At 70.1% G+C, this 23,226-nt stretch carries 32 protein-coding genes; 17 read left to right on the plus strand and 15 right to left on the minus strand.

All coding sequences use genetic code 11. The features are described 5' to 3' along the window. The first annotated feature begins 8 nt into the window (after positions 1-8). Together CNO20_RS05455 and CNO20_RS05460 are read left to right on the plus strand one after the other, a co-directional pair. Complete coding sequence (locus CNO20_RS05455; protein ID WP_101295730.1) at positions 9-1,037, plus strand: AAA family ATPase; 1,029 nt, start codon at positions 9-11, stop codon at positions 1,035-1,037. A 34-nt stretch (positions 1,038-1,071) separates the two neighbouring features. Further along, on the plus strand, positions 1,072-1,677 hold the full coding sequence (locus CNO20_RS05460; RefSeq protein ID WP_101295137.1) for a protein sorting system archaetidylserine decarboxylase: 606 nt from the start codon (positions 1,072-1,074) through the stop codon (positions 1,675-1,677). Positions 1,678-1,731: 54 nt separating this feature from the next. Here CNO20_RS05460 and CNO20_RS05465 read toward each other — a convergent pair whose 3' ends face one another. Beyond that, positions 1,732-2,736 (minus strand): THUMP domain-containing protein, encoded by a 1,005-nt coding sequence (locus tag CNO20_RS05465; RefSeq protein WP_101295138.1) that lies wholly within the window; start codon positions 2,734-2,736, stop codon positions 1,732-1,734. A gap of 112 nt (positions 2,737-2,848) precedes the next feature. On the opposite strand from CNO20_RS05465, the gene CNO20_RS05470 reads away from it, so the two are divergent. The 3 genes from CNO20_RS05470 (at position 2,849) to CNO20_RS05480 (ending at position 5,033) form a co-directional block, all read left to right on the plus strand. Further along, positions 2,849-3,409 carry a TATA-box-binding protein gene (locus tag CNO20_RS05470; protein ID WP_101295139.1) on the plus strand — a complete coding sequence of 187 codons (561 nt, stop codon included), beginning with the start codon at positions 2,849-2,851 and terminating at the stop codon, positions 3,407-3,409. A gap of 149 nt (positions 3,410-3,558) precedes the next feature. Continuing rightward, positions 3,559-3,933 (plus strand): DUF7473 family protein, encoded by a 375-nt coding sequence (locus CNO20_RS05475; RefSeq protein WP_101295140.1) that lies wholly within the window; start codon positions 3,559-3,561, stop codon positions 3,931-3,933. Positions 3,934-4,043: 110 nt separating this feature from the next. Beyond that, complete coding sequence (locus CNO20_RS05480; RefSeq protein ID WP_101295731.1) at positions 4,044-5,033, plus strand: CPBP family intramembrane glutamic endopeptidase; 990 nt, start codon at positions 4,044-4,046, stop codon at positions 5,031-5,033. A gap of 6 nt (positions 5,034-5,039) precedes the next feature. Here the strand turns inward: CNO20_RS05480 and hisG are convergent, their stop codons facing one another. After that, positions 5,040-5,885 (minus strand): ATP phosphoribosyltransferase, encoded by an 846-nt coding sequence (gene hisG / locus CNO20_RS05485; RefSeq protein WP_101295141.1) that lies wholly within the window; start codon positions 5,883-5,885, stop codon positions 5,040-5,042. A 146-nt stretch (positions 5,886-6,031) separates the two neighbouring features. Between hisG and CNO20_RS05490 the strand changes: the two genes are divergently transcribed. Then, positions 6,032-6,880: a DsbA family protein gene (locus CNO20_RS05490; protein ID WP_101295142.1), complete on the plus strand. Its 849-nt coding sequence runs from the start codon at positions 6,032-6,034 to the stop codon at positions 6,878-6,880. 6 nt (positions 6,881-6,886) lie between these two features. On the opposite strand, the gene CNO20_RS05495 is transcribed toward CNO20_RS05490, so the two are convergent. After that, positions 6,887-7,309, minus strand: a complete 423-nt coding sequence (locus CNO20_RS05495) for a hypothetical protein (protein ID WP_101295143.1) — start codon at positions 7,307-7,309, stop codon at positions 6,887-6,889. A 181-nt stretch (positions 7,310-7,490) separates the two neighbouring features. Here CNO20_RS05495 and CNO20_RS05500 point away from each other — a divergent pair, with 181 nt between their 5' ends. From CNO20_RS05500 to CNO20_RS05525, 6 genes are all read left to right on the plus strand, one after another. Next, positions 7,491-8,792 carry an amidohydrolase gene (locus tag CNO20_RS05500; protein ID WP_101295144.1) on the plus strand — a complete coding sequence of 434 codons (1,302 nt, stop codon included), beginning with the start codon at positions 7,491-7,493 and terminating at the stop codon, positions 8,790-8,792. Positions 8,793-8,978: 186 nt separating this feature from the next. Continuing rightward, the gene (locus tag CNO20_RS05505; RefSeq protein WP_199174744.1) at positions 8,979-9,719 is read left to right on the plus strand and encodes a hypothetical protein; all 741 of its coding nucleotides are present in this window, start codon (positions 8,979-8,981) and stop codon (positions 9,717-9,719) included. A 188-nt stretch (positions 9,720-9,907) separates the two neighbouring features. After that, the gene (locus CNO20_RS05510) at positions 9,908-11,197 is read left to right on the plus strand and encodes an adenosylhomocysteinase (protein ID WP_101295145.1); all 1,290 of its coding nucleotides are present in this window, start codon (positions 9,908-9,910) and stop codon (positions 11,195-11,197) included. 139 nt (positions 11,198-11,336) lie between these two features. Next, the gene (gene hjc / locus CNO20_RS05515; protein WP_101295146.1) at positions 11,337-11,765 is read left to right on the plus strand and encodes a Holliday junction resolvase Hjc; all 429 of its coding nucleotides are present in this window, start codon (positions 11,337-11,339) and stop codon (positions 11,763-11,765) included. A gap of 165 nt (positions 11,766-11,930) precedes the next feature. Then, positions 11,931-12,140 (plus strand): hypothetical protein, encoded by a 210-nt coding sequence (locus CNO20_RS05520; RefSeq protein WP_101295147.1) that lies wholly within the window; start codon positions 11,931-11,933, stop codon positions 12,138-12,140. A gap of 4 nt (positions 12,141-12,144) precedes the next feature. Continuing rightward, positions 12,145-12,402: a DUF8028 family protein gene (locus CNO20_RS05525; protein ID WP_101295148.1), complete on the plus strand. Its 258-nt coding sequence runs from the start codon at positions 12,145-12,147 to the stop codon at positions 12,400-12,402. Between the two features lie 91 nt (positions 12,403-12,493). On the opposite strand, the gene CNO20_RS05530 is transcribed toward CNO20_RS05525, so the two are convergent. After that, positions 12,494-13,183, minus strand: coding sequence for an SWIM zinc finger family protein (locus tag CNO20_RS05530; RefSeq protein WP_101295732.1), 690 nt, complete (start codon positions 13,181-13,183; stop codon positions 12,494-12,496). A 176-nt stretch (positions 13,184-13,359) separates the two neighbouring features. On the opposite strand from CNO20_RS05530, the gene CNO20_RS05535 reads away from it, so the two are divergent. Beyond that, positions 13,360-13,554, plus strand: a complete 195-nt coding sequence (locus CNO20_RS05535; protein WP_101295149.1) for a DUF7472 family protein — start codon at positions 13,360-13,362, stop codon at positions 13,552-13,554. A 23-nt stretch (positions 13,555-13,577) separates the two neighbouring features. Here CNO20_RS05535 and CNO20_RS05540 read toward each other — a convergent pair whose 3' ends face one another. Continuing rightward, positions 13,578-14,684 (minus strand): DNA primase large subunit PriL, encoded by a 1,107-nt coding sequence (locus tag CNO20_RS05540; RefSeq protein WP_101295150.1) that lies wholly within the window; start codon positions 14,682-14,684, stop codon positions 13,578-13,580. Between the two features lie 194 nt (positions 14,685-14,878). On the opposite strand from CNO20_RS05540, the gene CNO20_RS05545 reads away from it, so the two are divergent. Both CNO20_RS05545 and CNO20_RS05550 read left to right on the plus strand, forming a co-directional pair. Further along, a complete protein-coding gene (locus CNO20_RS05545; protein ID WP_101295151.1) occupies positions 14,879-15,466 on the plus strand; it encodes a DUF7474 family protein in 588 nt (195 codons plus the stop codon). Between the two features lie 54 nt (positions 15,467-15,520). Further along, positions 15,521-16,873 carry an MFS transporter gene (locus CNO20_RS05550; RefSeq protein WP_101295152.1) on the plus strand — a complete coding sequence of 451 codons (1,353 nt, stop codon included), beginning with the start codon at positions 15,521-15,523 and terminating at the stop codon, positions 16,871-16,873. 91 nt (positions 16,874-16,964) lie between these two features. On the opposite strand, the gene CNO20_RS05555 is transcribed toward CNO20_RS05550, so the two are convergent. From CNO20_RS05555 to CNO20_RS05570, 4 genes are all read right to left on the minus strand, one after another. Beyond that, on the minus strand, positions 16,965-17,165 hold the full coding sequence (locus CNO20_RS05555) for a DUF1328 family protein (protein WP_101295153.1): 201 nt from the start codon (positions 17,163-17,165) through the stop codon (positions 16,965-16,967). 6 nt (positions 17,166-17,171) lie between these two features. After that, positions 17,172-17,411, minus strand: coding sequence for a hypothetical protein (locus CNO20_RS05560; RefSeq protein WP_101295154.1), 240 nt, complete (start codon positions 17,409-17,411; stop codon positions 17,172-17,174). 205 nt (positions 17,412-17,616) lie between these two features. Continuing rightward, positions 17,617-18,360, minus strand: a complete 744-nt coding sequence (locus CNO20_RS05565) for a DNA polymerase sliding clamp (protein WP_101295155.1) — start codon at positions 18,358-18,360, stop codon at positions 17,617-17,619. 89 nt (positions 18,361-18,449) lie between these two features. Further along, complete coding sequence (locus CNO20_RS05570; RefSeq protein ID WP_101295156.1) at positions 18,450-19,376, minus strand: hypothetical protein; 927 nt, start codon at positions 19,374-19,376, stop codon at positions 18,450-18,452. Positions 19,377-19,530: 154 nt separating this feature from the next. Here CNO20_RS05570 and CNO20_RS05575 point away from each other — a divergent pair, with 154 nt between their 5' ends. Beyond that, positions 19,531-19,926 (plus strand): CopG family ribbon-helix-helix protein, encoded by a 396-nt coding sequence (locus CNO20_RS05575; RefSeq protein ID WP_101295157.1) that lies wholly within the window; start codon positions 19,531-19,533, stop codon positions 19,924-19,926. A gap of 158 nt (positions 19,927-20,084) precedes the next feature. Here CNO20_RS05575 and CNO20_RS05580 read toward each other — a convergent pair whose 3' ends face one another. The 3 genes from CNO20_RS05580 to CNO20_RS05590 are packed head-to-tail and all read right to left on the minus strand — an operon-like array spanning position 20,085 to position 21,063. Next, on the minus strand, positions 20,085-20,573 hold the full coding sequence (locus CNO20_RS05580) for a PIN domain-containing protein (protein ID WP_101295158.1): 489 nt from the start codon (positions 20,571-20,573) through the stop codon (positions 20,085-20,087). Continuing rightward, positions 20,573-20,866 (minus strand): UPF0175 family protein, encoded by a 294-nt coding sequence (locus CNO20_RS05585; RefSeq protein WP_101295159.1) that lies wholly within the window; start codon positions 20,864-20,866, stop codon positions 20,573-20,575. The genes CNO20_RS05580 and CNO20_RS05585 overlap by 1 nt, the downstream gene beginning before the upstream one ends. A 17-nt stretch (positions 20,867-20,883) precedes the next feature. Next, entirely contained in the window at positions 20,884-21,063 is a 180-nt protein-coding gene (locus CNO20_RS05590; RefSeq protein ID WP_101295160.1) for a hypothetical protein, read from the minus strand. A 168-nt stretch (positions 21,064-21,231) separates the two neighbouring features. Between CNO20_RS05590 and CNO20_RS05595 the strand changes: the two genes are divergently transcribed. Further along, positions 21,232-22,041 carry a 23S rRNA (uridine(2552)-2'-O)-methyltransferase gene (locus CNO20_RS05595; protein ID WP_101295161.1) on the plus strand — a complete coding sequence of 270 codons (810 nt, stop codon included), beginning with the start codon at positions 21,232-21,234 and terminating at the stop codon, positions 22,039-22,041. Between the two features lie 9 nt (positions 22,042-22,050). Here CNO20_RS05595 and CNO20_RS05600 read toward each other — a convergent pair whose 3' ends face one another. The 3 genes from CNO20_RS05600 to CNO20_RS05610 all read right to left on the minus strand — a co-directional run bounded on the left by CNO20_RS05600 (position 22,051) and on the right by CNO20_RS05610 (position 23,199). Beyond that, entirely contained in the window at positions 22,051-22,254 is a 204-nt protein-coding gene (locus CNO20_RS05600; protein WP_101295162.1) for a hypothetical protein, read from the minus strand. Positions 22,255-22,325: 71 nt separating this feature from the next. Next, the gene (locus CNO20_RS05605) at positions 22,326-23,033 is read right to left on the minus strand and encodes a queuosine precursor transporter (protein ID WP_199174745.1); all 708 of its coding nucleotides are present in this window, start codon (positions 23,031-23,033) and stop codon (positions 22,326-22,328) included. After that, on the minus strand, positions 23,026-23,199 hold the full coding sequence (locus CNO20_RS05610) for a ribbon-helix-helix domain-containing protein (RefSeq protein WP_101295163.1): 174 nt from the start codon (positions 23,197-23,199) through the stop codon (positions 23,026-23,028). Before CNO20_RS05610 ends, CNO20_RS05605 begins: the two co-directional genes overlap by 8 nt. Between the last annotated feature and the right edge of the window lie 27 nt (positions 23,200-23,226).

A 23,226-nucleotide genomic window follows, 5' to 3' on the forward strand; every position in this document is an offset into this window, starting at 1 on the left:
CCGTCCCGATGGACGCGCCGCTGTGGACGGAGACGCACGCGCCGACGCTCGACGACCTCCCCCAGGAGGAGGTCAGAGAGCGCCTTTCGCGCGCGGTCGACGAGCCCATGAACCTCGTCCTGCAGGGGCCGCCGGGCGTCGGCAAGACCGCGGCGGTCCGCGCGCTGGCCGAGGAAACGCACGCCGACCCGGACAACGACCTGATCGAACTCAACGTCGCCGACTTCTTTGACCGAACCAAGAAGGAGATCCGCGAGGACCCGCGCTTCGAGCCGTTCCTCGCCGGCAGGAGTCGGATGGCGAAGCGGGACATGATCAACCACGTCCTGAAGGAGTCTGCCAGCTACGCCCCCGTCTCGGGGGACTTCAAGACGCTCGTGCTCGACAACGCCGAGGCGATCCGCGAGGACTTCCAGCAGGCGCTGCGCCGGGTGATGGAGCGGCACCACCGGACCACGCAGTTCGTGATCACCACGCGACAGCCCTCGAAGCTCATCCCCCCGATCCGCTCGCGCTGTTTCCCCGTCCCGGTCCGAGCCCCGACGACGGACGAGACGGTCGCCGTCCTCGAACGGATCGTCGAAGCGGAGGGCGTCGAGTACGAGGCCGACGGCCTCGAATACGTCGCGGGCTACGCCGACGGCAACGTCAGGCGGGCGATTCTCGGCGCGCAGGCGACCGCGAGCGACGCCGGCGAGATCACCATGACCGCCGCCTACGAGACGCTCGGCGAGATCGGCCGCGACGACGAGATCCGCGGCGCGCTCGAAGCCGCCGAGTCGGGCGACGTCGCCGCCGCGCGAAAGGCGCTCTCCGGCCTCCTCGACGAGGGGAGCTACGGCGGACAGGAGCTCCTCGGGGAGCTCCTCCGCGTCGCTCGGGGGACCTACGGCGGCGACGATCTCGCCCGCCTGCACCTCCTGGCCGGGCGAGTCGACATGGATCTGGCGATCGGCACGGACGACCGGCTCCACCTCACGCACCTGCTCGCCGCCTGGGCGAACGACGCCGACGGCGCGGACGGATCGAGCGCGTGATGTGCGTGATGCGCGTGACGCCCGCGGGGGCCGCGTGAGCGTCAGTCCGCGGTTCGCGCCCGGCGCGTGGCGGTTCGCCGCGCCGCCGCTGCTCCTCGGCGCGCCGCTCCTCGTCGCCTCGCCCGCCGTCGGCCTCCTCTGCCTTCTCGCCGGAGCCGCCGTCCTCGCGTTCTTCCGCGACCCCGAACGGGCTCCGCCGCCGACCGGGGTCGTCTCGCCCGCCGACGGAAAAATATCGGTGATCCGCGAGGAAGGCGACAGGGTCAGGGTGGGCGTGTTCATGAACGTCACCGACGTGCACGTCAACCGCGCGCCGCTGGACGGCTACGTCGAGTCGGTCCGCCACCGCCCCGGCGCGAACCGCCCGGCCTTCTCGAAGGAGTCCGAGCGCAACGAGCGGGTGGACGTCGACTTCGGCACCCACGAGGTGTCGCTCGTCGCCGGGTGGTTCGCCCGCCGCATCCACCCCTACGTCGAGGCCGGGGACGCGGTGACGCGCGGCGACCGGATCGGCCACATCGCCTTCGGGAGCCGGGCGGACGTGCTGCTGCCGGCCTGGGTCGATATCGGGGACGTGCTGGTGGAGAACGGGCAACGGGTGCGGGCGGGCGAGACGGTGCTCGTCGAGCGGCGGGAGTGAGGCGCGGGTCGGTCGTCGCGTTCTCCGCGATCGTGAGCCTGCGTCGCCTCTCTCTTACGCCCGTTCCAGCACGTGCACGTGCCGAACCAGCGACCGGTGGACCCGCCGCTCGAAGACCGCCTCGACGCGCCACCCCGCGTCGACCGCCTCGCTCCGCCACGACCGGTCCGCCACCACGACCGCCCGCGGGGCGACCCGCCGCGCCTCCGAGAGCGCCCCGGCGACCAGATCGCGCAGGTCGTGGCGGGCGATCTTCGACTGCCGGCCGTACGGGGCGTCGAACGCGACGCCGTCGACCGCGTCGTCGCACAGCGGCAGCGCCGTCGCGTCGCCGCGGAGCACGTCCCACGGCGCGCCCTCGTCCCGTCGCCGGTCCGCGGCGTCGCCGTCGAGGTACTCGCGCAGGTTCTCGCGCGCCCCCCGGACCATCTTCCGCTGGGCGTCGATCCCCAGGGCCCGCGCGCCGACGAGCCCCGCCTCGATCAGGACGCCGCCCGTCCCGCACATCGGGTCGAGCACCGTCGCGCCGGGGGCCGAGCCCGCGATGTTCGCCAGCGCTCGCGCGTCCAGCGGGTCCATGCTGCCGGGTTGGAAGAAGGGCCGGTCCGTGGGCTTTCGGCTGCCGAAGTCGCGGACGCTCTCTGCTTCGAGCCAGCCGAGCAGGCACGCGTCGTCCGAAAACAGCGCCCGGAGTTCGTGATCCGGGTCGTCGAGGTCGACCGCGAAGCCGCGCTCGACGAGCGTCCGCCCGAGTTCGCGCTCGACCTCGCGCGTGCTCACGCCGGTCGCCGAGTGGACGTCGCGCGCGCGGACCGCGACGGTGCCCTCGCGGTCGATCGGCGCGGCCACAAGCAGGAGCCGGGCGCTCTCGACGCTCGCGTCGGTCCGGCCGACGAGTTCGCTCGCCCGGCGGGTGTACGCGAGCGACCGAACCCGGTCCGGGCGGACGCCCCCCGCGACCGCGAGGCCGGGGGCGACGACTTCGACGCCGGCCGCGGCGCTCTCGGCCTCGCGCGCCGCGAACGCGTCGTCCTCCCCGGCGAGTTCGAGACAGTACACGGTCGACCCTGTGCGCGTCCGGCCATGAGCGTGTCGGATCCGCCGCGTTCCCGAACTATCAGCGACCGGTACCAACCTTTTTAAACCTTAAATACGACACTTAAATCGTTACATGACCGACCCCAAGGACACCATCAACATCGAGAACGTCGTCGCTTCCACGGGAATCGGCCAGGAACTCGACCTTCAGAGCGTGGCCATGGACCTGGAGGGGGCAGACTACGATCCCGAGCAGTTCCCGGGGCTCGTCTACCGGACCCAGAACCCGAAGTCCGCCGCCCTCATCTTCCGGTCCGGCAAGATCGTCTGCACCGGCGCGAAGTCGACCGACGACGTCCACGAGAGCCTCCAGATCGTCTTCGACAAGCTCCGCGAGCTGAACATCCAGGTGGAGGAGGACCCCGAGATCACGGTCCAGAACATCGTCACGAGCGCCGACCTAGGGCGCAATCTGAACCTGAACGCCATCGCCATCGGCCTCGGCCTGGAGAACATCGAGTACGAACCCGAGCAGTTCCCCGGCCTCGTCTACCGCCTCGACGAACCCGAGGTCGTCGCCCTCCTGTTCGGCTCCGGGAAGCTCGTTATCACCGGCGGCAAGAAGCCCGTGGACGCCGAGCACGCCGTCGAGGAGATCACCGCCCGCCTCGAAGAACTCGGCCTACTCGACTGATCGCCGGCCGAGCATCGACTGACTGACCGTCCGGGAATCGACGGTCGCGGATCGTCGACGACGCCTCGCCGGCGTCGACCCGCGGGTTCTCCGCCCGACTCCGCCCGCGGAGCGGCAGGACCAAAGTCCCGGGGTCCGAACCCGCTCGCATGGTCGTCACCCTGCAGACCGGGTCGGTCGGGAGCCCGCTGGCGATCGCCGGGACGTTCGGGCTGTTCGCCCTGTTCCTGACGCTCACCGCGCACATCGCCGCGCGGAACGTCCTCGGCGACGTCGAGGTGAAGAAGGCCTTCGCCGTCGGGCCGGTCCCGGCGGCCATCGGCGTCGTCTCGACCGCGCTCGGCGTCAACTCGTTTCTCGCCCTGCTCGTCGCCGTCCTCGCCGACGCCGGGATGATCCGCTACCTGTACGGCCGGTCGGCCGGCGTCACCGCCTACATCACCCTGATCCACGTCGTCGTCAGCGTCATCCTCGGAACCGTGCTGTTCGGCGTGCTCTTTCTGGCGACGAGCGCGCCGGGGTGATCTCGGAGCGAGAGCCCGAAGGGGAACCGTCCGCCGCGTTCGCCGCGGCCGAGCCGGACGACGAGAGCGGAGGGCACAGGAGTCAAGTCCGCCGCAGCCGCAACGCCGGTATGCCCCTCGACCCCGCGTCGCTCGTCTGGAACCGTGACGAACGCCGCCTCCGCGCCCTCTGGCGGATCCTCGCCGCGATCGTCCTGCTCGCCGCCTCGTTCGTCGGATTCGGCCTCCTCGTCGCTCCGTCGCTCGGGGCGGTCCGGGTGGCGCTGGTCGGCTTCCTGGGAACCGCCGTCGCCGACGTGGCGATCGTGACCGTCGCGCAGGCGGCCGTCGGAACCCTGTTCGTCCTCGTCGTCCTCCTCGCCGGACTGCTGCTCGACCGGCGTCGGCTCTCCGATTTCGGCTTCCGCTTCGACCGCGACTGGTGGGTCGACTTCGGCTTCGGGCTGGCGCTCGGCGCGGCGCTGATGACGCTCGTCTTCGCGGCCGAACTCGCCCTCGGCTGGGTGCGCGTGACGGGGACGCTCCGGGCGGCGTCGGGGGCGTTCCTCCCGGGGTTCGTCTCGGCGCTCGCGCTCTTTCTGTTCGTCGGCGTGTACGAGGAGCTGTTCGCCCGCGGCTACCTCCTGACGAACGTCGCCGAGGGGCTCGACGGGTTCGGCCCGATCGGCCGACGCGGCGCGGTCGCCGTCGCGCTCCTCCTCTCGTCCGCGGTGTTCGGCGTCCTGCACGCGAACAACCCCAACGCCACGGCTCTGAGCACGTTCAACATCTCCCTCGCGGGGGTCTTCCTCGCGCTCGGCTACGTGCTGACCGGCGAGCTTTCGATCCCCATCGGCCTGCACATCACGTGGAACTTCTTTCAGGGCGCGGTGTACGGTTTCCCCGTGAGCGGGCTGGCCCCCTTCGCGACCGTCGTCGCCGTCGAACAGCGCGGCCCCGACCTCGTCACGGGCGGCGAGTTCGGCCCCGAGGCGGGCTTCATCGGCGCCGCCGCGATCGCCCTCGGCTCTCTGGCGATCGTCGGGTGGGTTCGGTGGCGGTACGGCGCGGTCCGGATCGACCCCGAGGTGACCGTTCCGGACCTCCGCCGCCGCGGCTGAGAGGGGCTATTCGACGAGTCGTTCGATCTCCGTCACGAGGATGTCCGTCGCGCCCACCGCCCGGAGGTCGTCGATGACCGCGAACACGTCGCGCTCGTCGACGACGGCGTGAACCGCGACCTTCGAGTCCCCCGCGATGTCCATCACCGTCGGCCCGCCCATGCCGGGGATGACCTCCCGGACGTCGTCCAGCCGCTCCTTCGGGGCGTTCATCATCAGGTAGCGCTTGCCCTCGGCCGCGAGCACGGATTCGAGCGCCGTCGCCACCTGCCGCACCTTGTCGTCGTCGGCGACGTCCGGCCGCGCGAACAGGCGGACGGAGCTCTCCAGCACCTCGTCGACGATCGCGAGTCGGTTCACCGCGAGCGTCGTGCCCGTGCTCGTGATGTCGATGATGGCGTCGGCCATCTCGACGTGGGGGGTGAGCTCGGTCGCGCCCGTCACGCGCACGATCTCGGGATCGATCCCCCGCTCCTCGAAGTACGCGCGGGCGACGGTCGGGAACTCGGTGGCGACGGTCCTGCCGGACACGTCCTCGACCGCCTCGATGTCGCCGTCCTCCGGGGCGGCCAGGACGAGCCGACACCGGCCGAACCCCAGATCGAGCACGTCCACCAGGTCGTGGCCCGACTCGCGGACCTGATCGAGGCCGGTGACGCCGACGTCGGCGGCCCCGTCGCGGACGTACTCGGGGATGTCGGCCGCGCGGACGAAAAGCACCGTCACGTCGGGGTCGACCGTTTCGGCGTACAGCTTCCGGTCCGCGCCGTTTTCGATGTGAAGCCCGGCGCGCTCTAAGAGCTCCATCGTCGGTTCGTGCAGGCGCCCCTTGTTGGGCACGGCGATGCGCATACCCTCCCCTCACGCCGACGGGGGAACACTGTTTCGACCCCGTCTCTTCGCCGACCGACGAGGGGGGTCAACGGCGAGTATGCCGACGTTACTCCCCCGTTTTGCGGTGATTAACAAAATCGCCCCGTGGTGAATGTTCGGATCGCATGAACGATCGAAGGACACGACGGGCCGTTCTCGGTCTCGCGGGGACGACGGCCGCCGCGGGGCTGTCCGGCTGCACCGGGCTGCTGTCGGACGGATCGGAGGCCCGGAGCGGCGCGACGGACGCGCCCGACGATCGGGAAACGGAATCCCCGTCGGGGACGGAATCGACGCCGGAGAACGCGACCGAACGGTCGACCGACGAGCCCGCCGAACAGCCGAAGGAGTCGCCCCTGAAGCTCGAAAAGCCGGACGGGAAGATCAGCTCCGTCTCGGTTCCGAAGGACGCGGCGAAGCGCGAGTACCCGGTCGCCGGAACGGGGACGGCCCCGGTCCGGGTGACGCTGTACGGCGGCTGGAAGTGCCCGTACACGAAGCGGTTCGTGCTCGACGGCATGGGCGACCTGCTGGAGGCGTTCGTCGAGCCCGGCGACGTGGATCTGGAGTTCCGGGCCGTCCCCTACAGTGACGGCGAACCCTTCCACGGCCCCGACGAACCCGGCCTCGCGCGAGCCGGACAGGCGGTCTGGCACGGCGATCCAGAGTCCTTCTGGTCGTTCTTCGCGTACGTCTTCCACAACTACCGCCGCGAGAACGGCTGGTACACGGCCGACCGGATCGAGGCGATCGCGGACGCCGCGGGCGTCTCCGACGACGCCGACCTCGACGCGGCCGTCGAGAGCGATAAGTACGCGGACCTGATCGACGCGACGATGAAGCGGGTGCGGTCGATCCCGATCTCCACCGTGCCGCGGATCGTCGTCGACGGCGAGACGTACACGCCGACGGCGAACCCCGGCGGGACGCGCTCGGCGATCGAGGCCGCGGTTCGGAAAGCGAAGCGAAAGTGACCCGCACTACCTCCCCCGCGCCTCCCGCCCGACGGAGCCCCGGAGCGCCGCGCCCGCGAGGAACCCGACCGTCCCGACGGCGAACCCGTAGGCGACGCTCACGCCCAGTGCCGTCGCGAAATCGCCGCCGGCGGGCCCGGTCGAGACGCCGACGCGCACGCCCGCGCCGGCGGCGGTGCCGAGGACCAGGCTCGCGAACAGGCCCCCGCCCCGGTAGGCGCTCGCGGTCGCGGGGAGGGACATCAGGAGCACCGTCGCGACGAGGCCGGGGACGAGCGCGCCGGGGAGGAGTCCGAGTTCGCGCGCGCCGACGAACCCCGCGAACCCGACGAGAAAGAGCGCCGCGGCGAGCGGGACGACCGATCGGAACGCCCCCCGGCGCCCCACGAGCAGGCGGACGAACGGACGACGGGCGACCGGAACTGACATAGCGAGACTGACGACCGCCGGTGGGATAATTCTGCGCGTCCGATCCCCTCGGCGCATCCGAAGGACGGCGCGGTAAGACGCCGACGGAACGCGGACGGAAAGACGCGGTGCGTAAGACGCGGACGAAGAGACGCGGACCGAAAGGCGGTGGATTAAGGCCCCGTCGCCCGGTACCCCGGGTATGGACGCGCTGCTCATCGCCGGCGGACGGGCGTTGCTTCCGGACCTGCGGGTCGTCGAGGCCGACGTGCTGGTCGACCGCGAGGCGGGGACGATCGCGGAGGTCGGGGACCTCGACGCGACGGCGGCCGACGCGGCCGAGACGCTCGACGCGTCGGGCGGGCTCGTGATCCCCGGCCTCGTCAACGCCCACACGCACGCCGCGATGACGCTCCTCCGCGGCTACGCCGACGACAAGCCGCTCGACGAGTGGCTCCGGGACGACATCTGGCCGGCGGAGGCGGAACTCTCCCCCGGGGACGTGCGCGCCGGGGCGGAGCTCGGGATGCTGGAGATGATCCGGTCGGGGACCACCGCCTTCGCGGACATGTACTTCCACGTCCCCGAGGTGGTCGAGGCAGTCGACCGGGCGGGGATGCGCGCCCGGCTGGGCCACGGCGCGGTCACCGTCGGGAAGGACGACGGCGACGCCCGCGCCGACGTGGAGGAGAGCCTCGACGTCGCGCGGGAGTTCGACGGCGCGGCCGACGGCCGCGTCTCGACCGCGTTCATGCCCCACAGCCTCACGACCGTCGGCGAGGAGTTCCTCCGCGAGAGCGTCGCCGAGGCCCGCGAGATCGGCGTTCCGATCCACTTTCACGCCAACGAGACGGCGAACGAGGTCGACCCGATCGTCGACGAGCGGGGGGTCCGCCCGCTGGTCTACGCCGACGACCTCGGCATGCTGACCGGGGAAGACTTTCTCGCCCACGGCGTCCACGTGAACGCCGAGGAGATCGACCTCCTCGCCGAGCGGGGCACCGGGGTGATCCACTGCCCGGCGTCGAACATGAAGCTCGCGAGCGGGATGGCGCCGATCCAGCGCATGCTCGACGCGGGCGTGACCGTCGGGGTCGGCACCGACGGCGCGGCGTCGAACAACGACCTCGACGCGTTCGGCGAGATGCGCGACGCGGCGCTGCTCGGCAAGCTCGCGGCGGACGATCCGAGCGCCGTCGCGGCCGAGAGCGTCGTCCGCATGGCGACGGCGGGGAGCGCGGACGCCGTCGGGTTCGGCTCGGGCCGGATCGAGCCCGGCGCGAACGCCGATCTCGCGGTAGTCGATCTCGGCGCTGCCCACCTGACGCCGGCCCACGACCTCGTGAGCCACCTCGCGTACGCCGCGCGCGGCTCCGACGTGCGGCACACGGTCTGCGACGGCCGGGTGCTCATGCGCGACCGGGAGGTGCTGACGCTCGACGCCGAGAGCGTGCTGGCGAGCGCGCGCGAGCGGACCGCCGCGCTGCTCGCCCGGCTCGACTAAGGCGCGCTCGGAAAGGGTACTCGTGCTGATTGCTTCCCCGGGGTCGACGACCGAACATCATCTAAACCGGACTTTGGGGCCGTTTCACGCCGGACGAAACTGAATGAACGGATAGAACGAATGTCTCTATTTATTACAGTTGCCTCCGATCGGTCGGACGTAATGGGAGGGAGAAGCCGATTCGCAGTGGCTCTCGCAGCGGTGCTGCTCGCGGCCGCCGTCGCCCCGGCGTCCGTCGGGGTCGCGGCGGCCGACGGCGGCGTCGAGGTGGCGATCGAACAGGACGGAGACGGCGGCGCGGCGACCGTGTCGGTGACGCGCGACGGCGGCGCCGTCGAGGGCGCGCCGGTCGCGGTCTCCGCCGATCGGGACTACGCCGGCGTCGGCAACTACACGACGGGCGAGAACGGCACGGTCGGGCTGCCCGCGCCGAACGAGTCCGTGAACGTCACCGCCGCGGCCGCCGTCGGCGGTGAGACGGCCGAGACGACGGTGAGGCTCGACCCCGCCGGAACCGAGACCGAGCCGACGCCGTTCGGCCTGCGCGTCTCCGCGTTCGTGGTGAGCCTCCTCGGGTCGGACGGGGCGGCCGACGACGAGGGCGGCATCGGCGAGCGCGTCTCGGCGTTCGCCCGGGAGAACAACCCGAGTTCGGAGCGGGCGTCCGGTCGCGCCGGTCCCCCGTCCGACGGAGCCGAGGGTACCGACGCCGTCGACGACCGCCGCGGGCCGCCTCCGTGGGCGGGACCGCCGACGGACCGCAGCCCGACGCCGGACGGCACCGCGGACGCCGGAAGCGACGAGAAGGGCGAGGACGACGAGAACGACGGCGGTGACGACGGAACGGACGGCGACGACGAGCGAGGCGTCGACGTTCAGATCGAGGTCGGACTGGGCCCCGTCGTCGGCGGAGCGGCGATCCGCTGACGTCGCGCCGGCGAGTCGACGACGGTCGGACGGCGTCCGGACGCCGTCCGCGACGGGAGCGACGGGTGCGATCCGCGACGGGGAGGGCGGACGCTGTCCGCGACGGACGAGCGGGACGCGTTTCCCCGGTTTCGCACGCGGCTCGACGCTTCGGTAGGGTTTTGGGCGGCGTCGCCGAACGCTCCCGTATGAGCACGACCGCGTATCCCCCCGTGAGCGAGCACCTCGACGACGTCGAGGCCGCGCGCGCCGAGGGGCGGCGCAAGATGGACTGGGCGCTGCAGCACATGCCGATCCTGCGGGCGCTCCGCGAGGAGTTCGAGGCCGAGAAACCGCTCGACGGACAGACCGTCGGAATGGCGATGCACGTCGAGGCGAAGACGGCCAACCTGGTCGAACTGCTCGCGCTCGGCGGCGCGGAGGTCGCCATCACCGGCTGCAACCCGCTGTCGACGCACGACGACGTGAGCGCCGCGCTCGACGCCAACGAAAACATCAACTCCTACGCCGTCCGCGGGGTGGACGAGGAGGGGTATTACGACGCCATCGAGGCCGTCGTCGCCCACGAGCCGACCGTGACGGTCGACGACGGGATGGACCTCGTCCACGCCGTCCACGAGGACCGCCCCGACCTCATCGACACGATCGTCGGCGGCTGCGAGGAGACGACGACGGGCGTCCACCGCCTCCGGGCGATGGACGCCGACGGCGCGCTGAAGTACCCCGTCTTCGCCGTGAACGACACGCCGATGAAGCGGCTGTTCGACAACGTCCACGGGACGGGCGAGTCGTCGCTCGCGACCATCGCCATGACGACGAACCTCTCGTGGGCGGGCAAGAACGTCGTCGTCGCGGGCTACGGCTACTGCGGCAAGGGCGTCGCGAAGAAGGCCGCCGGCCAGAACGCGAACGTGATCGTCACCGAGGTCGACCCCCGGCGGGCGCTGGAGGCGCACATGGAGGGGTACGAGGTGATGCCGATGGAAGAGGCCGCCGAGGTCGGCGACGTGTTCCTCACGACCACGGGCAACCGAGACGTCGTCGTCCGCGAGCACTTCGAGCGCATGAAGGACGGCGTCCTCCTCGCCAACGCCGGACACTTCGACATCGAGATCGACCTCGACGCGCTCTCGGACCTCGCGGCCGACCGGTACGAGTCGCGCGAGGGCGTCGAGACGTACGAGCTGGCGGACGGCCGCCGCCTGAACGTGCTCGCCGAGGGCCGCCTCGTCAACCTCGCGAGCCCCATCGCGCTCGGACACCCGGTCGAGGTGATGGACCAGAGCTTCGGCGTCCAGGCGGTCTGCGTCCGCGAGGTGGTCGAGAACGCCGACGCCTACGAGCCCGGCGTCCACGACGTGCCCGACGCGCTGGACCGCGAGGTCGCGGAGATCAAGCTCGCGGCCGAGGGGATCGAGATCGACGCCCTCACCGAGGCGCAGGAGGAGTACATGGGAAGCTGGCAGCACGGCACCTGAAGTCACCTCGGCCCGCTTGGCGCGTCGCCGCCGCGCCGGCTCGACCGGTATTGGCTACCACTCGATCAGCCTGAGAAACCCGCGGACGCGGGCGGGGACAGTCGGCTCCTTTAAGTCCTTCCGACCGAGACTATCGGCGATGTCGAACGCGAAAGGCGACCGCCGCGAGCGCGAACTCGTCAACAGGCTCGACGAGGCCGGATTCGCCGTCATGCGCGCCCCCGCGAGCGGGAGCGCGACGACGCGCGAACTCCCGGACGTCCTCGCCGGCAACGGCGAGGTGTTCTACGCGATCGAAGCGAAGTCGAGCGCCGGCGACCCGATCTACCTCTCGGGCGAGGAAGTCGAAGCGCTGATCTACTTCTCCCGGAACTTCGGCGCGAAGGCCAGAGTCGGCGTCCGCTTCGACCGCGAGGACTGGTACTTCTTCCACCCCGGCGACCTGTACGTCACGGACGGCGGCAACTACCGGGTCAAAAAGGAGACCGCGGTCGCCGACGGGACCGACTTCGACGAGTTCGTCGGTCGCTCCGTCCGGACGCGCCTCGGCGAGCGAACCGACGACTGACGCCCGGCGCGGCGACGCGGGCGGGGCGGGCCGAGCCGGTTGCGCCGACTCCGGGTTCGTTCCGCTCCGGGCTTCGGCGGTTACCGCCCGGTAATCGGGCCGAGTCACGCGGGCGTTGTCTCAGCTACATATACGGGTGCGGGGTACTGGCGGCACGAGCGACCTATGACGCCGAACCAGCCAGCCGAGAGAACCCGCGCGACCGAGACGGAGTGGCCGTCGTTCGAACTCGAATACGCGTTCAATCCCGGAGTCGCGGACGTCGAACTCGCCCCCGACGAGGTCGTCGTCTACGACCGCCGGTCCGGGATCTCCGGGGCGCGCTGGATCGCCGCCGAGCGCGGATCGTACGTCCCGGTCGAGGAGACCCGCTGAGCCGATGTCGAACGCTTCCTCGTCCGTCGAGGGCGGTTCGCCGCCGTCCGTCGTGGACGCGCGGTTCCTCCTCGCGGGGGCGGCGCGGCTGGTCCTGTTTCCGCTGCGGTTTCTCGCGTTCTGGACCGCCGTCGCCATCCCGCTCTGTTATCTCTACCTGCTGGTCCGCGGACTCGCGGCGCAGCAGTTCGCCCGGCTCGGGCTGCTCGTCGCGGTCCACGCGGTCGCGCTGCTGGTCGGCCACGGTCACAAACGGAGTTGAGCGCGCCCGCTCGACGTCGCCGCTCTCGCCGCGGCTCGCAACCGCCTCGGCGCGGTCGACGGAGTCCGTCGTTCCCGTTCGAAAATCGCGTTCAGGCGCCGGCGAAGGCGTCCAGGCTCGCCTGCGCGCCGCGGACCCGCTCGCTCCCGAGGCGGCGGAGCCGCGACGCCGGGAAGCCGTACCGCTTTAGCTCCGACGCGTCGACGGAGCCGTCGAGCCCGCGAACCGAATCGAGGTAGACGGCCTCGATGACCGGCTCGTGGTCGCCGTAGTCGCCGTTGGTCTCGTACGCGGCGATCGTGGTGCCGTCGTCCGTCGTCGCCTCGTCGGCGCGCCGGTTCGTCACCCGGGTGACGATCAGGCGCCTGCCGGTCTCGCGGTCGCGCACGAGGTCGCCGACCGCGACCTCGTGGCGCTCGCAGAGCTGCGGGCCGATCTCCGTCACCGCGACGAACGTTCGCCGGCCGCAGACCGCGCAGGCCGACGTCCGCTTGCCCGGCGGCGGAACGCGGCCCTCGGTGACCTCGATGGCGACGCGGCGCAGGTGCTTGCAGCGGGATCCCCGGATACTGTGGTCCGGGCAGGTGCACGTCCGCCCGTCGAGGTCGACGACGTACGTGCCGTGGTCGGTCTCGACGACGTACCGGTCGTCGCGGAGGGGGCGGACGAGCATCGGCTCGGCCCGCGCTCTGCGCGAGCGGCCGGTGTAGCCGTCGCTGGGGAGGGTGGTCTTCGCGCTGGCGGGGTTCGGTGACGCTGGTGGGTTTCGAGCTTGCGTCATGGTTCTGTCGGTCGGGGCGACGGGGCCGCCCCGGAGCAATCGTTCTAGGTGCTCGACGAACCTAAACCTTCTCCTGAGCGGCGAAAGGGCCGAAATTCGGCGATTCGGGTCGATCGGCGACCCCGGCCGAACGGGGTATCGAAGTCCTTTTGAGACGTCCGGCGGAATCGCCGGGCATGGCTCTCGAAGAGGAGGCGCTGCGGGAAATCGTCGTCTCCGTCGTCGCTGTCAGCTTCTTCATCGCGCTCATTCTCGGCATCGGGGCGACGTTCGGCACCGGACTGGGACAGGCCGGCGGCCTCGCGCTGGTCGGCAGTATCGTCCTGTTCGTGCTCGTGATGGCGCTCGTCGGCTTCTTCCTCGCGCGCTGAGGCCGTCGGCGCTCGCGGGGGAATCAGGCCTCGGATTCTTCGGCGCGCTCGCGCCAGTCTACCACCCCGTCGGCGTCCGCCAGCGCGGCCTCGTAGTACGTCATCGGGTGCGAGATCGTCTCGCAGCGGTCGTCGCGGTTCACGCAGTCGCCGTACGCCTGCATCGTCGCGCAGGACGGCGACGCGTACTGCGATCCGGTTTCGTCGCGGAGGTACTCCGTCTGGTAGCGGATCGCCTCCTCGTCGAGCGGGGAGTCGCGGTAGAGCTCGACGATCTCGTCCGTGTCCATGCCGATGCCCGTGAGGAAGGCCGTGAGCGCGAACGCGGAGTGGGCTTCGAGTTCGGCCTCGCGTCGGGCGCGTTCGAGGAGGTGTTTCATGCACGGCGGAAACAGTTCGGGCGCGACGGTGTCGATCCGCCAGGTCCGACCGCGATCGGCGAGGAGTTCCCGGAGGCTCTCGATCTCCGGCTCCAGCGCCTCGGCGAGCCGGTCGCCGCCCGCGCTTCCGCGGACCTCGAAGGGCAACCCCTCGGCGACGCGCCGCCGGACGGCCTCCTCGAGGAGCCGGTAGAGCTCCTCGCGTTCGATCCGCACGGCTCCCGCGGCGACCTCCCTGTTGACCAGCCGCCAGCGTTCGCCCCACCCGGCGTCCGCCAGCCGGAGGTAGGTTCCGAGCCCGACGCGGAACGTCTCCGGCCGACGGGCGGTCGTCGGCGGTTCGGCCGTCACCTCGTCGTCGAGCCCGAACTCGTCGAGGAACTCGTCGAGCGAGGCCGCCCGCCTCCCGGTGCTCCGCAGACCGTCGTCGCCCGCCTCGAAGTCCGTGACGAACCGCTCGTGCGCCGTGGCCGCCTCCGCGGCGGCGTACTTCCGAACCGCGGCGGCGGAATCGACGAGCGACACGAGGATGCGCGCGATGGGGTACGAGAGCAGCTCGTCGCGGGGGCTCCACTCGCCGGGGTCCTCCGGGGCGGTCGTCCCGGCGCGGAGGGCGCGCTCGACCCGCTCGCGCCCGCGGGCGACGGCCGGGGCGCTCTCCGCGACGAGCGCGGCGAGCGAGACGTCGGACGCCTCGACCGCCTCCCGTGCGGCGTCGAAGAACGGGTACCGCGCGTGGAGCGGGTTCATCGCTTCGGATATTCCGGTGGGCGAGGATAAACGCGACGATTGTCGGAGCGAGGCAGAACCCGCGCTCCCCGTCGGATGACGCGTCGCCGTCCGCTGAAGAGGGACGCCGCCCCCGTCGGGGGAAACGTTCCGTCTCTCACGACACAGGCGCGAACCGCACAATCTATATTCGCTACCACTCAATCGGCCTGACAGTGCCGAGCTTCGAGTATCCGTGTCCGGGCTGCCGCACGACGAACAGCCTCCACGAGGCCGACTGCCGGTTCGAGGGGACCGCGTGGCCCGACATCGAGAAGGGCTACACGGACCTCGTCTCGCTCCTGTCCGTCGAGGCGCGGAGCGAGGACGACCTCCGGCGCGACGTCCACGGCGAGTGGGGGCCGCTCCACGCGGCCGCGCTGGATCAGCTCCGGACGGAACAGCGCGTCGTCGAGGAGAACGGCGTGCTCCGGCTGCTCACGGCCGCCGAGTACAAGGAGACCGTCTCCGAGCCGACGCGGGAGCCGATGCGGACCATCTACCGGAAGGGGAGCGTGCCCGGCTGCCACGACAACGCCGTCTTCGCCATGATCGCCTGGTACGAGATGGTCGGCCTCTCGTGGGCCGAGACGAAGGAGAACGTCGTCGCGTGGCTCCGCGAGAGCGGCTCCTGGGCGCGCGGCGGCTTCGAGGAGGCCTCGCCGGAGGAGCTCGTCGAGAAGAAGCGCCACGTGTACGAGGCGGGCTACGGGTGGAAGGAGAAGGCGCAGTCCGCAAAGCGCGTGATCGAGCGGGCGGTCTGATCTCCGACACCTCGGCGACACCAACGTTAGGCCCGCCGCGACCCTTCGGCCGCCATGAGCGCGCCCGAAGCCGCGACGGCGACGACCGCGGCGCGAACCTCGCGGCGAGCGCTCCTGACCGTCGTGGCCGTCGTCTTCATCGACCTCCTCGGCTTCGGCGTCGTCATCCCCATCCTCCCGTTCTACGTCCGGAGCTTCGGCGTGAGCGACGTGTACATCGGCCTGCTCGCCGCGTCGTACTCGCTCGCGCAGTTTCTCTTCGCCCCGCTCTTCGGCCGTCTCTCGGACCGTCGGGGCCGCCGGCCCGTCATCACGCTGTCGCTCGCGGGGAGCGCGGTCGCGTGGATCGTGTTCGGCTTCGCGGCGGAGGTGTCCGCCTTCTTCGGACTGACCGCGGGCCTCGCCGCCCTCTTTCTGTCCCGGACGCTCGCGGGCGCGATGGGCGGAAACCTCGCCGCGGCGCAGGCGTACGTCGCCGACATTACGCCGCCGGAGCGGCGCGCCGGCGCGCTGGGACTCGTCGGCGCCTCGTTCGGGCTCGGGTTCGTCTTCGGCCCGGCTATCGGCGGGCTGTTCGCCAGCGAGCCGGTCGTCGCCGCGGCCGACCGCCTGTTCCCGGCGTTCGTCCCCGCGACGACCTTTTCGCTCCCGAGCTTCGCCGCCGCGGGGTTGAGCCTTCTGAGCCTCGGGTTCGCCGCGGCGTTCCTCGTCGAACCGGAGCGACGGCACGGACCCGACGCGCGGACGACGTTCGTCGAGGGGTTCGCGGCGGCCCTGCGCGACGCGAACCTCCGGGGGCTGGTCGCGGCGTTCTTCCTCGCGTCCGTCGCCTTCTCGGGGATCCAGGTGATGTTCATCCCCTACGCCGCGGACGTCTACGGGTACGACGCGACGCAGACCGCGTTTCTCCTCACCTACGTCGGCGTACTCGGCGTGATAAACCAGGGCGTGCTCGTCGGCCGACTCTCGCGGCGGTACGGGGAACAGCGCGTCGCCGTCGCCGGCGCGGCGACCCTCCTCGTCGCCCTCGCGGGGCTTCCGTTCTCGCCGTTCGTCGGCCGGCTCCTCCCGCCGCTTTCATCGATCCTCGCGCCGCTCCCCTTCCTCTCGCGGGAGCTTCTCGCGCTGCTCGTCGCCCTCGCGCTGCTCTCTCTCGGCAACGGACTGCTGAACGTCGCGCTGTCGACGCTCGTCTCGACGGCCGCCAGCGCGGACGCGCAGGGCAGCGCCTTCGGCGTCACGCAGGGGGCCGGCAGCCTCGGGCGGACGGTCGGCCCGCCCGCGATGGCCGCGCTGTACGTCGCCGCCTACTGGTCGCCGTTCGTCTCCGGGGCGGTCCTCGTCGTCCCGATCGTCGCCATCCTCGCGGGACTCGCCCGACGGGGCGGCTCCCCGTCGGCCGGGTGACCGCCGTTCGTCGTCCGCCGGAGTCGATCGCGCCGATCAGGGCGACGGATCGCGGGGCCGCGGATCGCCGGGCGACGGGGGCGAGCCGCCGCTACAGCAACAGGCTGAGGACCGCCAGCACCAGGAAGATGATGACGAAGATCCTCGCGATCTCCATCGACAGCCCCGCGATGCCGCGCGCCCCGACGAAGTACGCGACGAGCGCCAGGACGAAGAACACGATGGCGTACGTGAGGAACTCTCCCGTGAACTGCAGCGGGAAGAGCGCCCCCGCGGACGCGAGAGGCACCATCGCGCTTCAGAGCTCCGCGAGCCTGATCTCGTCGTCGGTTATCGTCTCGATCGCCTCCTCCTGGAGGGGGTAGCTGTCCTCGTCGGCCTCGCTCCAGCCGAGCTTCGACAGGACGGTGTCGGTCAGCCCCGGATCCGGGTCCACGTACGCCGTCCCGTGCCGCACCTCGACGACGCGTCCGATCTCGTCGCCGCCGGCGTCTACGACGCGCTTCCCCTCGTCGTCATCGGTGATGCTATTTCGCATACACGGAAGTGTACTCCCTCAGAGATTAAATCGCTTCTCGCCACATGAAAAAAATATGACACGATGGCGAGCCGCTTCGCTCCGAATCGGCGGGAGCGGACGGAGTCGGCGAAACCCGGGATCGCGAGCCCCGCCGGACGTACCGGGAGGCTCCGGCGGGAGACGGAACGCCGGACGAGGTGGCTTTCGAACCGAAAGCGGCGCGTCAGTCGCTCTGAATCCGGGGGGCCAGCATGTACGTGACCTGCCCCATGCCCTCGGCGATCTCGTAGTGGAGCTTCACCGGGAATTCCTCGCCGAGCTCGACCGTGACCTCGGCGTCGCCGGGGATCGCCTTGTTCATGTCCTTGAGGTAGTCGAGCGAGAAGAGGGAGTTGGCGGGGCCGGCCGCGAGGTCGATCAGGTCGTCGCGGCCGAGTTCGAGGTCGACGTCGTCGGTGTCGCCCTCGGCCTCGATGAAGAACGCCTCCTCGTCCTCGTCGACGCGGAGGGCGATGTGGTCCGAAACCATGTCCGCGGCCTTGATTCCGCGGTCGAGCTGGTTCCCCTCGAGGACGATGGTCGCCGGCAGGTCGAGATCCGGGATGTCCGGCTCCTGGCGGATGGAGTCCGGGTCGATCAGCGCGAGCGTGTACGAGAGGCCGTCGATGCGGATGTGGAGCTTGCGCGTCTCCTCGTCGAGTTCGAGGTGGACGAGGTCGCCGGCGTTGGCCATGCCCGCGATGTCCTCCAGCCGCGAGAGGTTGACGCCGATGACGCCGCCGTCGGCCTCGTAGGACTCGAAGGCCGCGGCGTCGAGGGCGAGATCGACCATGCCGACGTTCGCGGGGTCGACGGCCCGGATGGCGAGTTCGTCCTCGTTCAACCTGATCTTACACTCGTCGACCAGCACGCTCACGGAATCGAGCGCGTCGCGGAGCGTCGACGCGCTGACGATGGCCTTGAACATATGCGTGGTCGTACGATTGGGGTGTTAAAAATACCCTTGATTGTACTCTCGCGCGCGCCCGCAAGCGCGCGAAATCGGCGTACACGAGATCAGAACACGCCCGCGATGAACCCGACGCCCATGAGGACGAGCACTGCGGCGGAGAACGCCGGAAGGTAGGGCGTGTACTTCTCGACCGTCTCCTCGAAGTGCTCGTACCCTGCGATCAGAAGCATCGTCAGCCCGACGATGCCGACGATGACCGTGATCGCGTACGCGCCCATCAGTTCGAGGCAGTGGTCCGACCCGGCGCACAGCGCGATGATCTCGAACTCCTCCTCGTGGGCGAACCCGAGGACGAACGCGAACCACGCGATCCCGAGCAGACCGCGGTCGGCCGCCTCGTCCGCGTTCTCGTCGTGATCGCGGTGACGCTCGTGATCCTCCTCGCCACCGCGGTCGTGAGAGTGATCGTGCGAGTGGCCGCCGACGAACGGGACGAACGCCTTCACGCGGGCGGGCACTCCGCCGCGAGAGCCGTCGTGGGTTCGATGGTCGTGCCCGTGCGCGTGCCCCTCGCCGTGGCCGCGGTGGTGCCCGTGGTCTTCCCCGCTACCGCGGTCGTGATCGGTGTGATCGTGACCGTGACCGCCTCCGTGACCGTCCCGAGCGTCCCCGCTGTGACTGTGAGCGCGCCCGTGGGTGTACTCTCGAACCCCGAGCGCGATGAGCAGTACCCCTGCGACGACGCTCACCGGACCGCCTATCCGAACGCCTCCGAGTATCGCGATCGGCTCGTTGACTTGCGCGAGGTCGAAGTACGCCTTCGCGTAGAAGAACGCGGCGACCATCGCGACGCTGCTGACGAGGTGTCCGATTCCGATGACGAGGCTCGCCGCGAGGCCGTAGAACCACTTGTTGGTCCGATCGAGGGCGTACGAGGCGGCGACCGGCCACCCGTGTCCCGGTTCGACGCCGTGGACCGCGCCCAGGGCGACCGCGCCGATGAGCAGCCCGAGCGCCTCGTTGTGTAGCATCTCCCACGAAATCGTCGGCGACCGGCGCGCTTAGGGGTTGTTAATACCGTGACGGGGCGATCGTCATACGAACCTCAGCGCGGAAACCCACGACTAAAGTCGTGGGTTAGCTTATAACGAGGAGTCTTGTACCGGCGCGATAAGGGGAGAGTGGATGCGAACGAGCTTCAACATCCCCGACGAGATCGTCGAGGAGTTCGACCGGGTGTGGCGGGAGCAGGGACTGGAGAGCCGGTCGCGCGCCGCGCGGGAGGCGATGCTGGAGTACGTCGAGTCGCACTCCCGGCTCGAAACGACGACCGGCGAGGTCGTCGCGCTCGTCGGCTTCGACTACCGGCACCACGACGTGATCCGGGAGCTGCACTCGGTCCAGCACGACTACCAGGACGTCATCCTGAACACGAGCCACACCCACCAGGGGGAGTGGTGCCTGGAGTCGCTTTTCTGCCGCGGCCCGGCCGAACGGGTGCGCGAGCTCACGTACCGCCTCCGCGACTTCGACGGCGTGCGGCGGGTGAAGGTGATGGTGATCCGCGAGAACGAGAACTGAGGCTACGAGGTCGGAGCGAAGGTCGTTTACGCCGTCCCGCCGACCTCGGGAGAGGGGGTCCTGAAACCTGCTCGGCAACAGGCCGGGTTTCCTCGTGCGGGGGAAGCTCCGTCGTTTACGACGGGGAGGATGTCACCCGGCCGGCCAAGTACTCCGATTCACTCTCCCAGCTCTCGGAGCTTCTTCTGCACCCGCGCGTAGACCTTCGGGTGGAGGTTCATCCCCTCGTCCACGAGGTCGTACAGGACGTCGGTCGCCTCGTCCGCCGTCACGTCCCCCTCTTTCGCGCACCTGAGTAACAGCGTCGTCACCCACCAGCACTCGACGCCGTGACTCCGGGCGACCTCGATCAGTCCCTTGTTGTTGGCGAGGAGGATCTCCTCGTCGGCCTCTGCCAGCAGGATCACCGACGCGTCGGCCACCGCTATCCCCTCCATCGACGCCACCTTGTCGGCCGCCTCCGGAGTTTCGTGAACAGTTACGTCCTCCAGAAACCCGTCGAGCGCCGCGGTACCGCGCTTCCCCTCGGTGAGGACTTCCCCCCGAACTTCCTCTGTCGTCCGGATTTCGTCGAAGGCGGTCGTGACGAGGTCGAGCCGGCCGACCCACGCGAGCGGGATCAGCGCGGAGGAATCGACGACGACCATCAGATTCGGTCGAGGTCGCGTTCCAGGTCGTCGGTCGTGTACCCGACGTCGATGCCCTCCTCGGCGGCGAGGGTCAGCATCTCGACGTACGAGACGTTTGCCCGTTCGGCAGCCTTTCGGAGCGTGATGGAGTGGTCTCGGAGGTGGTCGAGTGCTCGCTCCGTGCGCCAGTCGGAGAGGCCCTGTCGGATGAGGCGACGAAGTACTTCTGACCGGTCGGCGCTCATCTCCTCCTCCAGTTCGGCAAGTGCCTCCTCGTCGTCTTCCGGGATGCGCGTGGTGACCGTCTTCATCGTTACGATCCATTACGTTACGATACGCAATAGACGTAACGGTAGGTCTCGTGGCGGAAGACGACCTCGCCGTAGTCGTCGCGCTTCGTCACCTCGTCCGCGTCGACGGCGGCGTCGATGGCGTCGTTCAGCCGCTCGCGCTCCCACGTTTCTTCTGAATCCGTCGCAGAGCGCTCGCTGAGCGGGTCTGGAAGCATCGTGTCCGAACCACTCGACGACCTGCCCGCTTCTCAAACTCGTTTAACTAGAGCGCGCCAGTGCGGCACGCATTTGACCGTGGGTGCCTTCCGGAGAGGTATGAGATCGAACCTGGTGATGCGCCGCGCGGATGCCGAAAACGTATCAGTGAATTTCGGGTGGTAGGCGTGAGTGGTCGCGATCACTACTACAACAAGGCCAAACAGGAGGGTTACCGCTCCCGGGCGGCCTACAAGCTGAAGCAGCTCGACGAGGAGGCGGGGCTCCTGAGCCCGGGGGACACCGTCGTCGACCTCGGAGCCGCCCCCGGCGGATGGCTCCAGGTCGCCGCCGAGGCCGTCGGACCCGGCGGGACGGTCGTCGGGGTCGACCTCCAGCGGATCAAGCCGCTCGACGCGGACAACGTCGAGACGATCCGCGGCGACATGACCGACGAGGCGACGAAGGAGGAGCTCCGCGAGCGGATCGGCGGGGAGGGCCCGAGGGGCGACGGGGATGGCGACGAGCCGTCGCGGCCCGCGGACCTCGTCGTCTCCGACATGGCCCCGAACATGAGCGGCGAGTACTCGCTGGACCACGCTCGCTCCGTCCACCTCGCCCGGCAGGCGTTCGAGACGGCGAAGGACCTCCTCGCGGCCGGCGGGGACTTCGTCGTCAAGGTGTTCGACGGGCCGGACCTCGCGGCGCTGAGGTCGGAGATGGAACGGGAGTTCCAGTACGTCCGGGCGATCCACCCGGAGGCCTCGCGCGCCGAGTCGTCCGAGGTGTACCTCGTCGGCAAGGGCCGGCTGACCGCCCCCGTCTCGGCGGGCGACGAGCTGGAGGTCGAGATCACGGCGACCGGCCGGGAGGGCGACGGCATCGCCAAGGTGGAGGGGTTCACCGTGTTCGTCTCCGACGCGGCGGAGGGGGACACCGTCACCGTCCGCGTCACCGACGTGAAACCCCGGTTCGCCTTCGCCGAGCCGGTGGAGTGATTCAGACCTTTAGACCGACCGCCCGGAGTCGTTCTCGACAATCAGATCCAGCGCCAACTCGGCGTCGCACGGTCCGCCGCGCCACGCCCCGCGCGCACACCCGCCGGCCGCGATGATGTCCCCGAAGGACGTGTAACTCCCGCACTTCGGACAGCGTACCCCCCCTTCCATGCTGTCCCCCTCGGTGATGCGTATGCGTCGCTCTCCGGCCATGTGTGGGGTTAGGTAGCAGCTCTCATAAATTGCCACGGTCGCGCCGTCCGAACGATACGTCGCGGTCCGCCTCAGTCGGCGAGCGCCGAACTTCCCTCGACGGCGTCGGCGTCGCGCAGCATACCGACCGCGGCGTACACGAGCGGCGTGTCGAACACCGCGATGAGGAACTTGCCGACGTACTGCCCGACGACGAGGCCGACGATCACCTCCGTCGGAAGGGCCGCGCCGGTGCCGAAGAGCGCCGGCGCGACGGCGAACGCGACGACGGTGAAGATCGCCGTGTCGATGAGCTGGCTCGTCGCCGTCGAGCCGACGTTCCGCAGCCAGAGCGCGTCGCCGTCGGTCCACTCGCGGATCCGGTGGAAGGCGAACACGTCCCAGTTCTGGCTCGCGAGGTAGGCGACGAGCGAGCCGAGGACGATGTTCGTCCCGGCGCCGAGGACGGTCGAGAAGGCCCCCGGATCGATGGAACCGCGCGCGGCAGGCGCTCGGATGGTCAGCCACACCAGCGCCAGCATCACGAAGTTCATCGCGAACCCGACGTTGACGACCCGCCGGGCGAACCGTTCGCCGTAGAGCTCGGAGATGCAGTCGGAGGCGAAGTAGGTGCCGGCGTACGCGAGCGTCCCGCCCGGCATCGTGAGGACCACGCCCGCGATCGGCAGCGTCACCGCGATGAGCTTGGCGGAGACGAGCTGCGCGGTCACGAGGGCGGTGACGAACAGCCCGACGAGCGCGATCGGGGCGAGGGAGGGCGTCGCCCCGCGCTCACTCATCCTTCAGTCTCCCGTGCCGAGCGTCGATCTCGTCGAGCGCGTCGAGCGTCTTCCGGATTGACGCCCGGATCGCGTCGCTCCGGTTCACGAACTTCCCGTCGTCGCCGACGTGTTCGTCCAGATCAGCCAGCAGCTCGTCGGGGATCTCGACGCTTATCTTGGCCATAGTCGGATATTCCTGACGTAATACAAA

This window comes from Halegenticoccus soli (genome assembly GCF_002844195.1).
Classification (GTDB): domain Archaea; phylum Halobacteriota; class Halobacteria; order Halobacteriales; family Haloferacaceae; genus Halegenticoccus; species Halegenticoccus soli.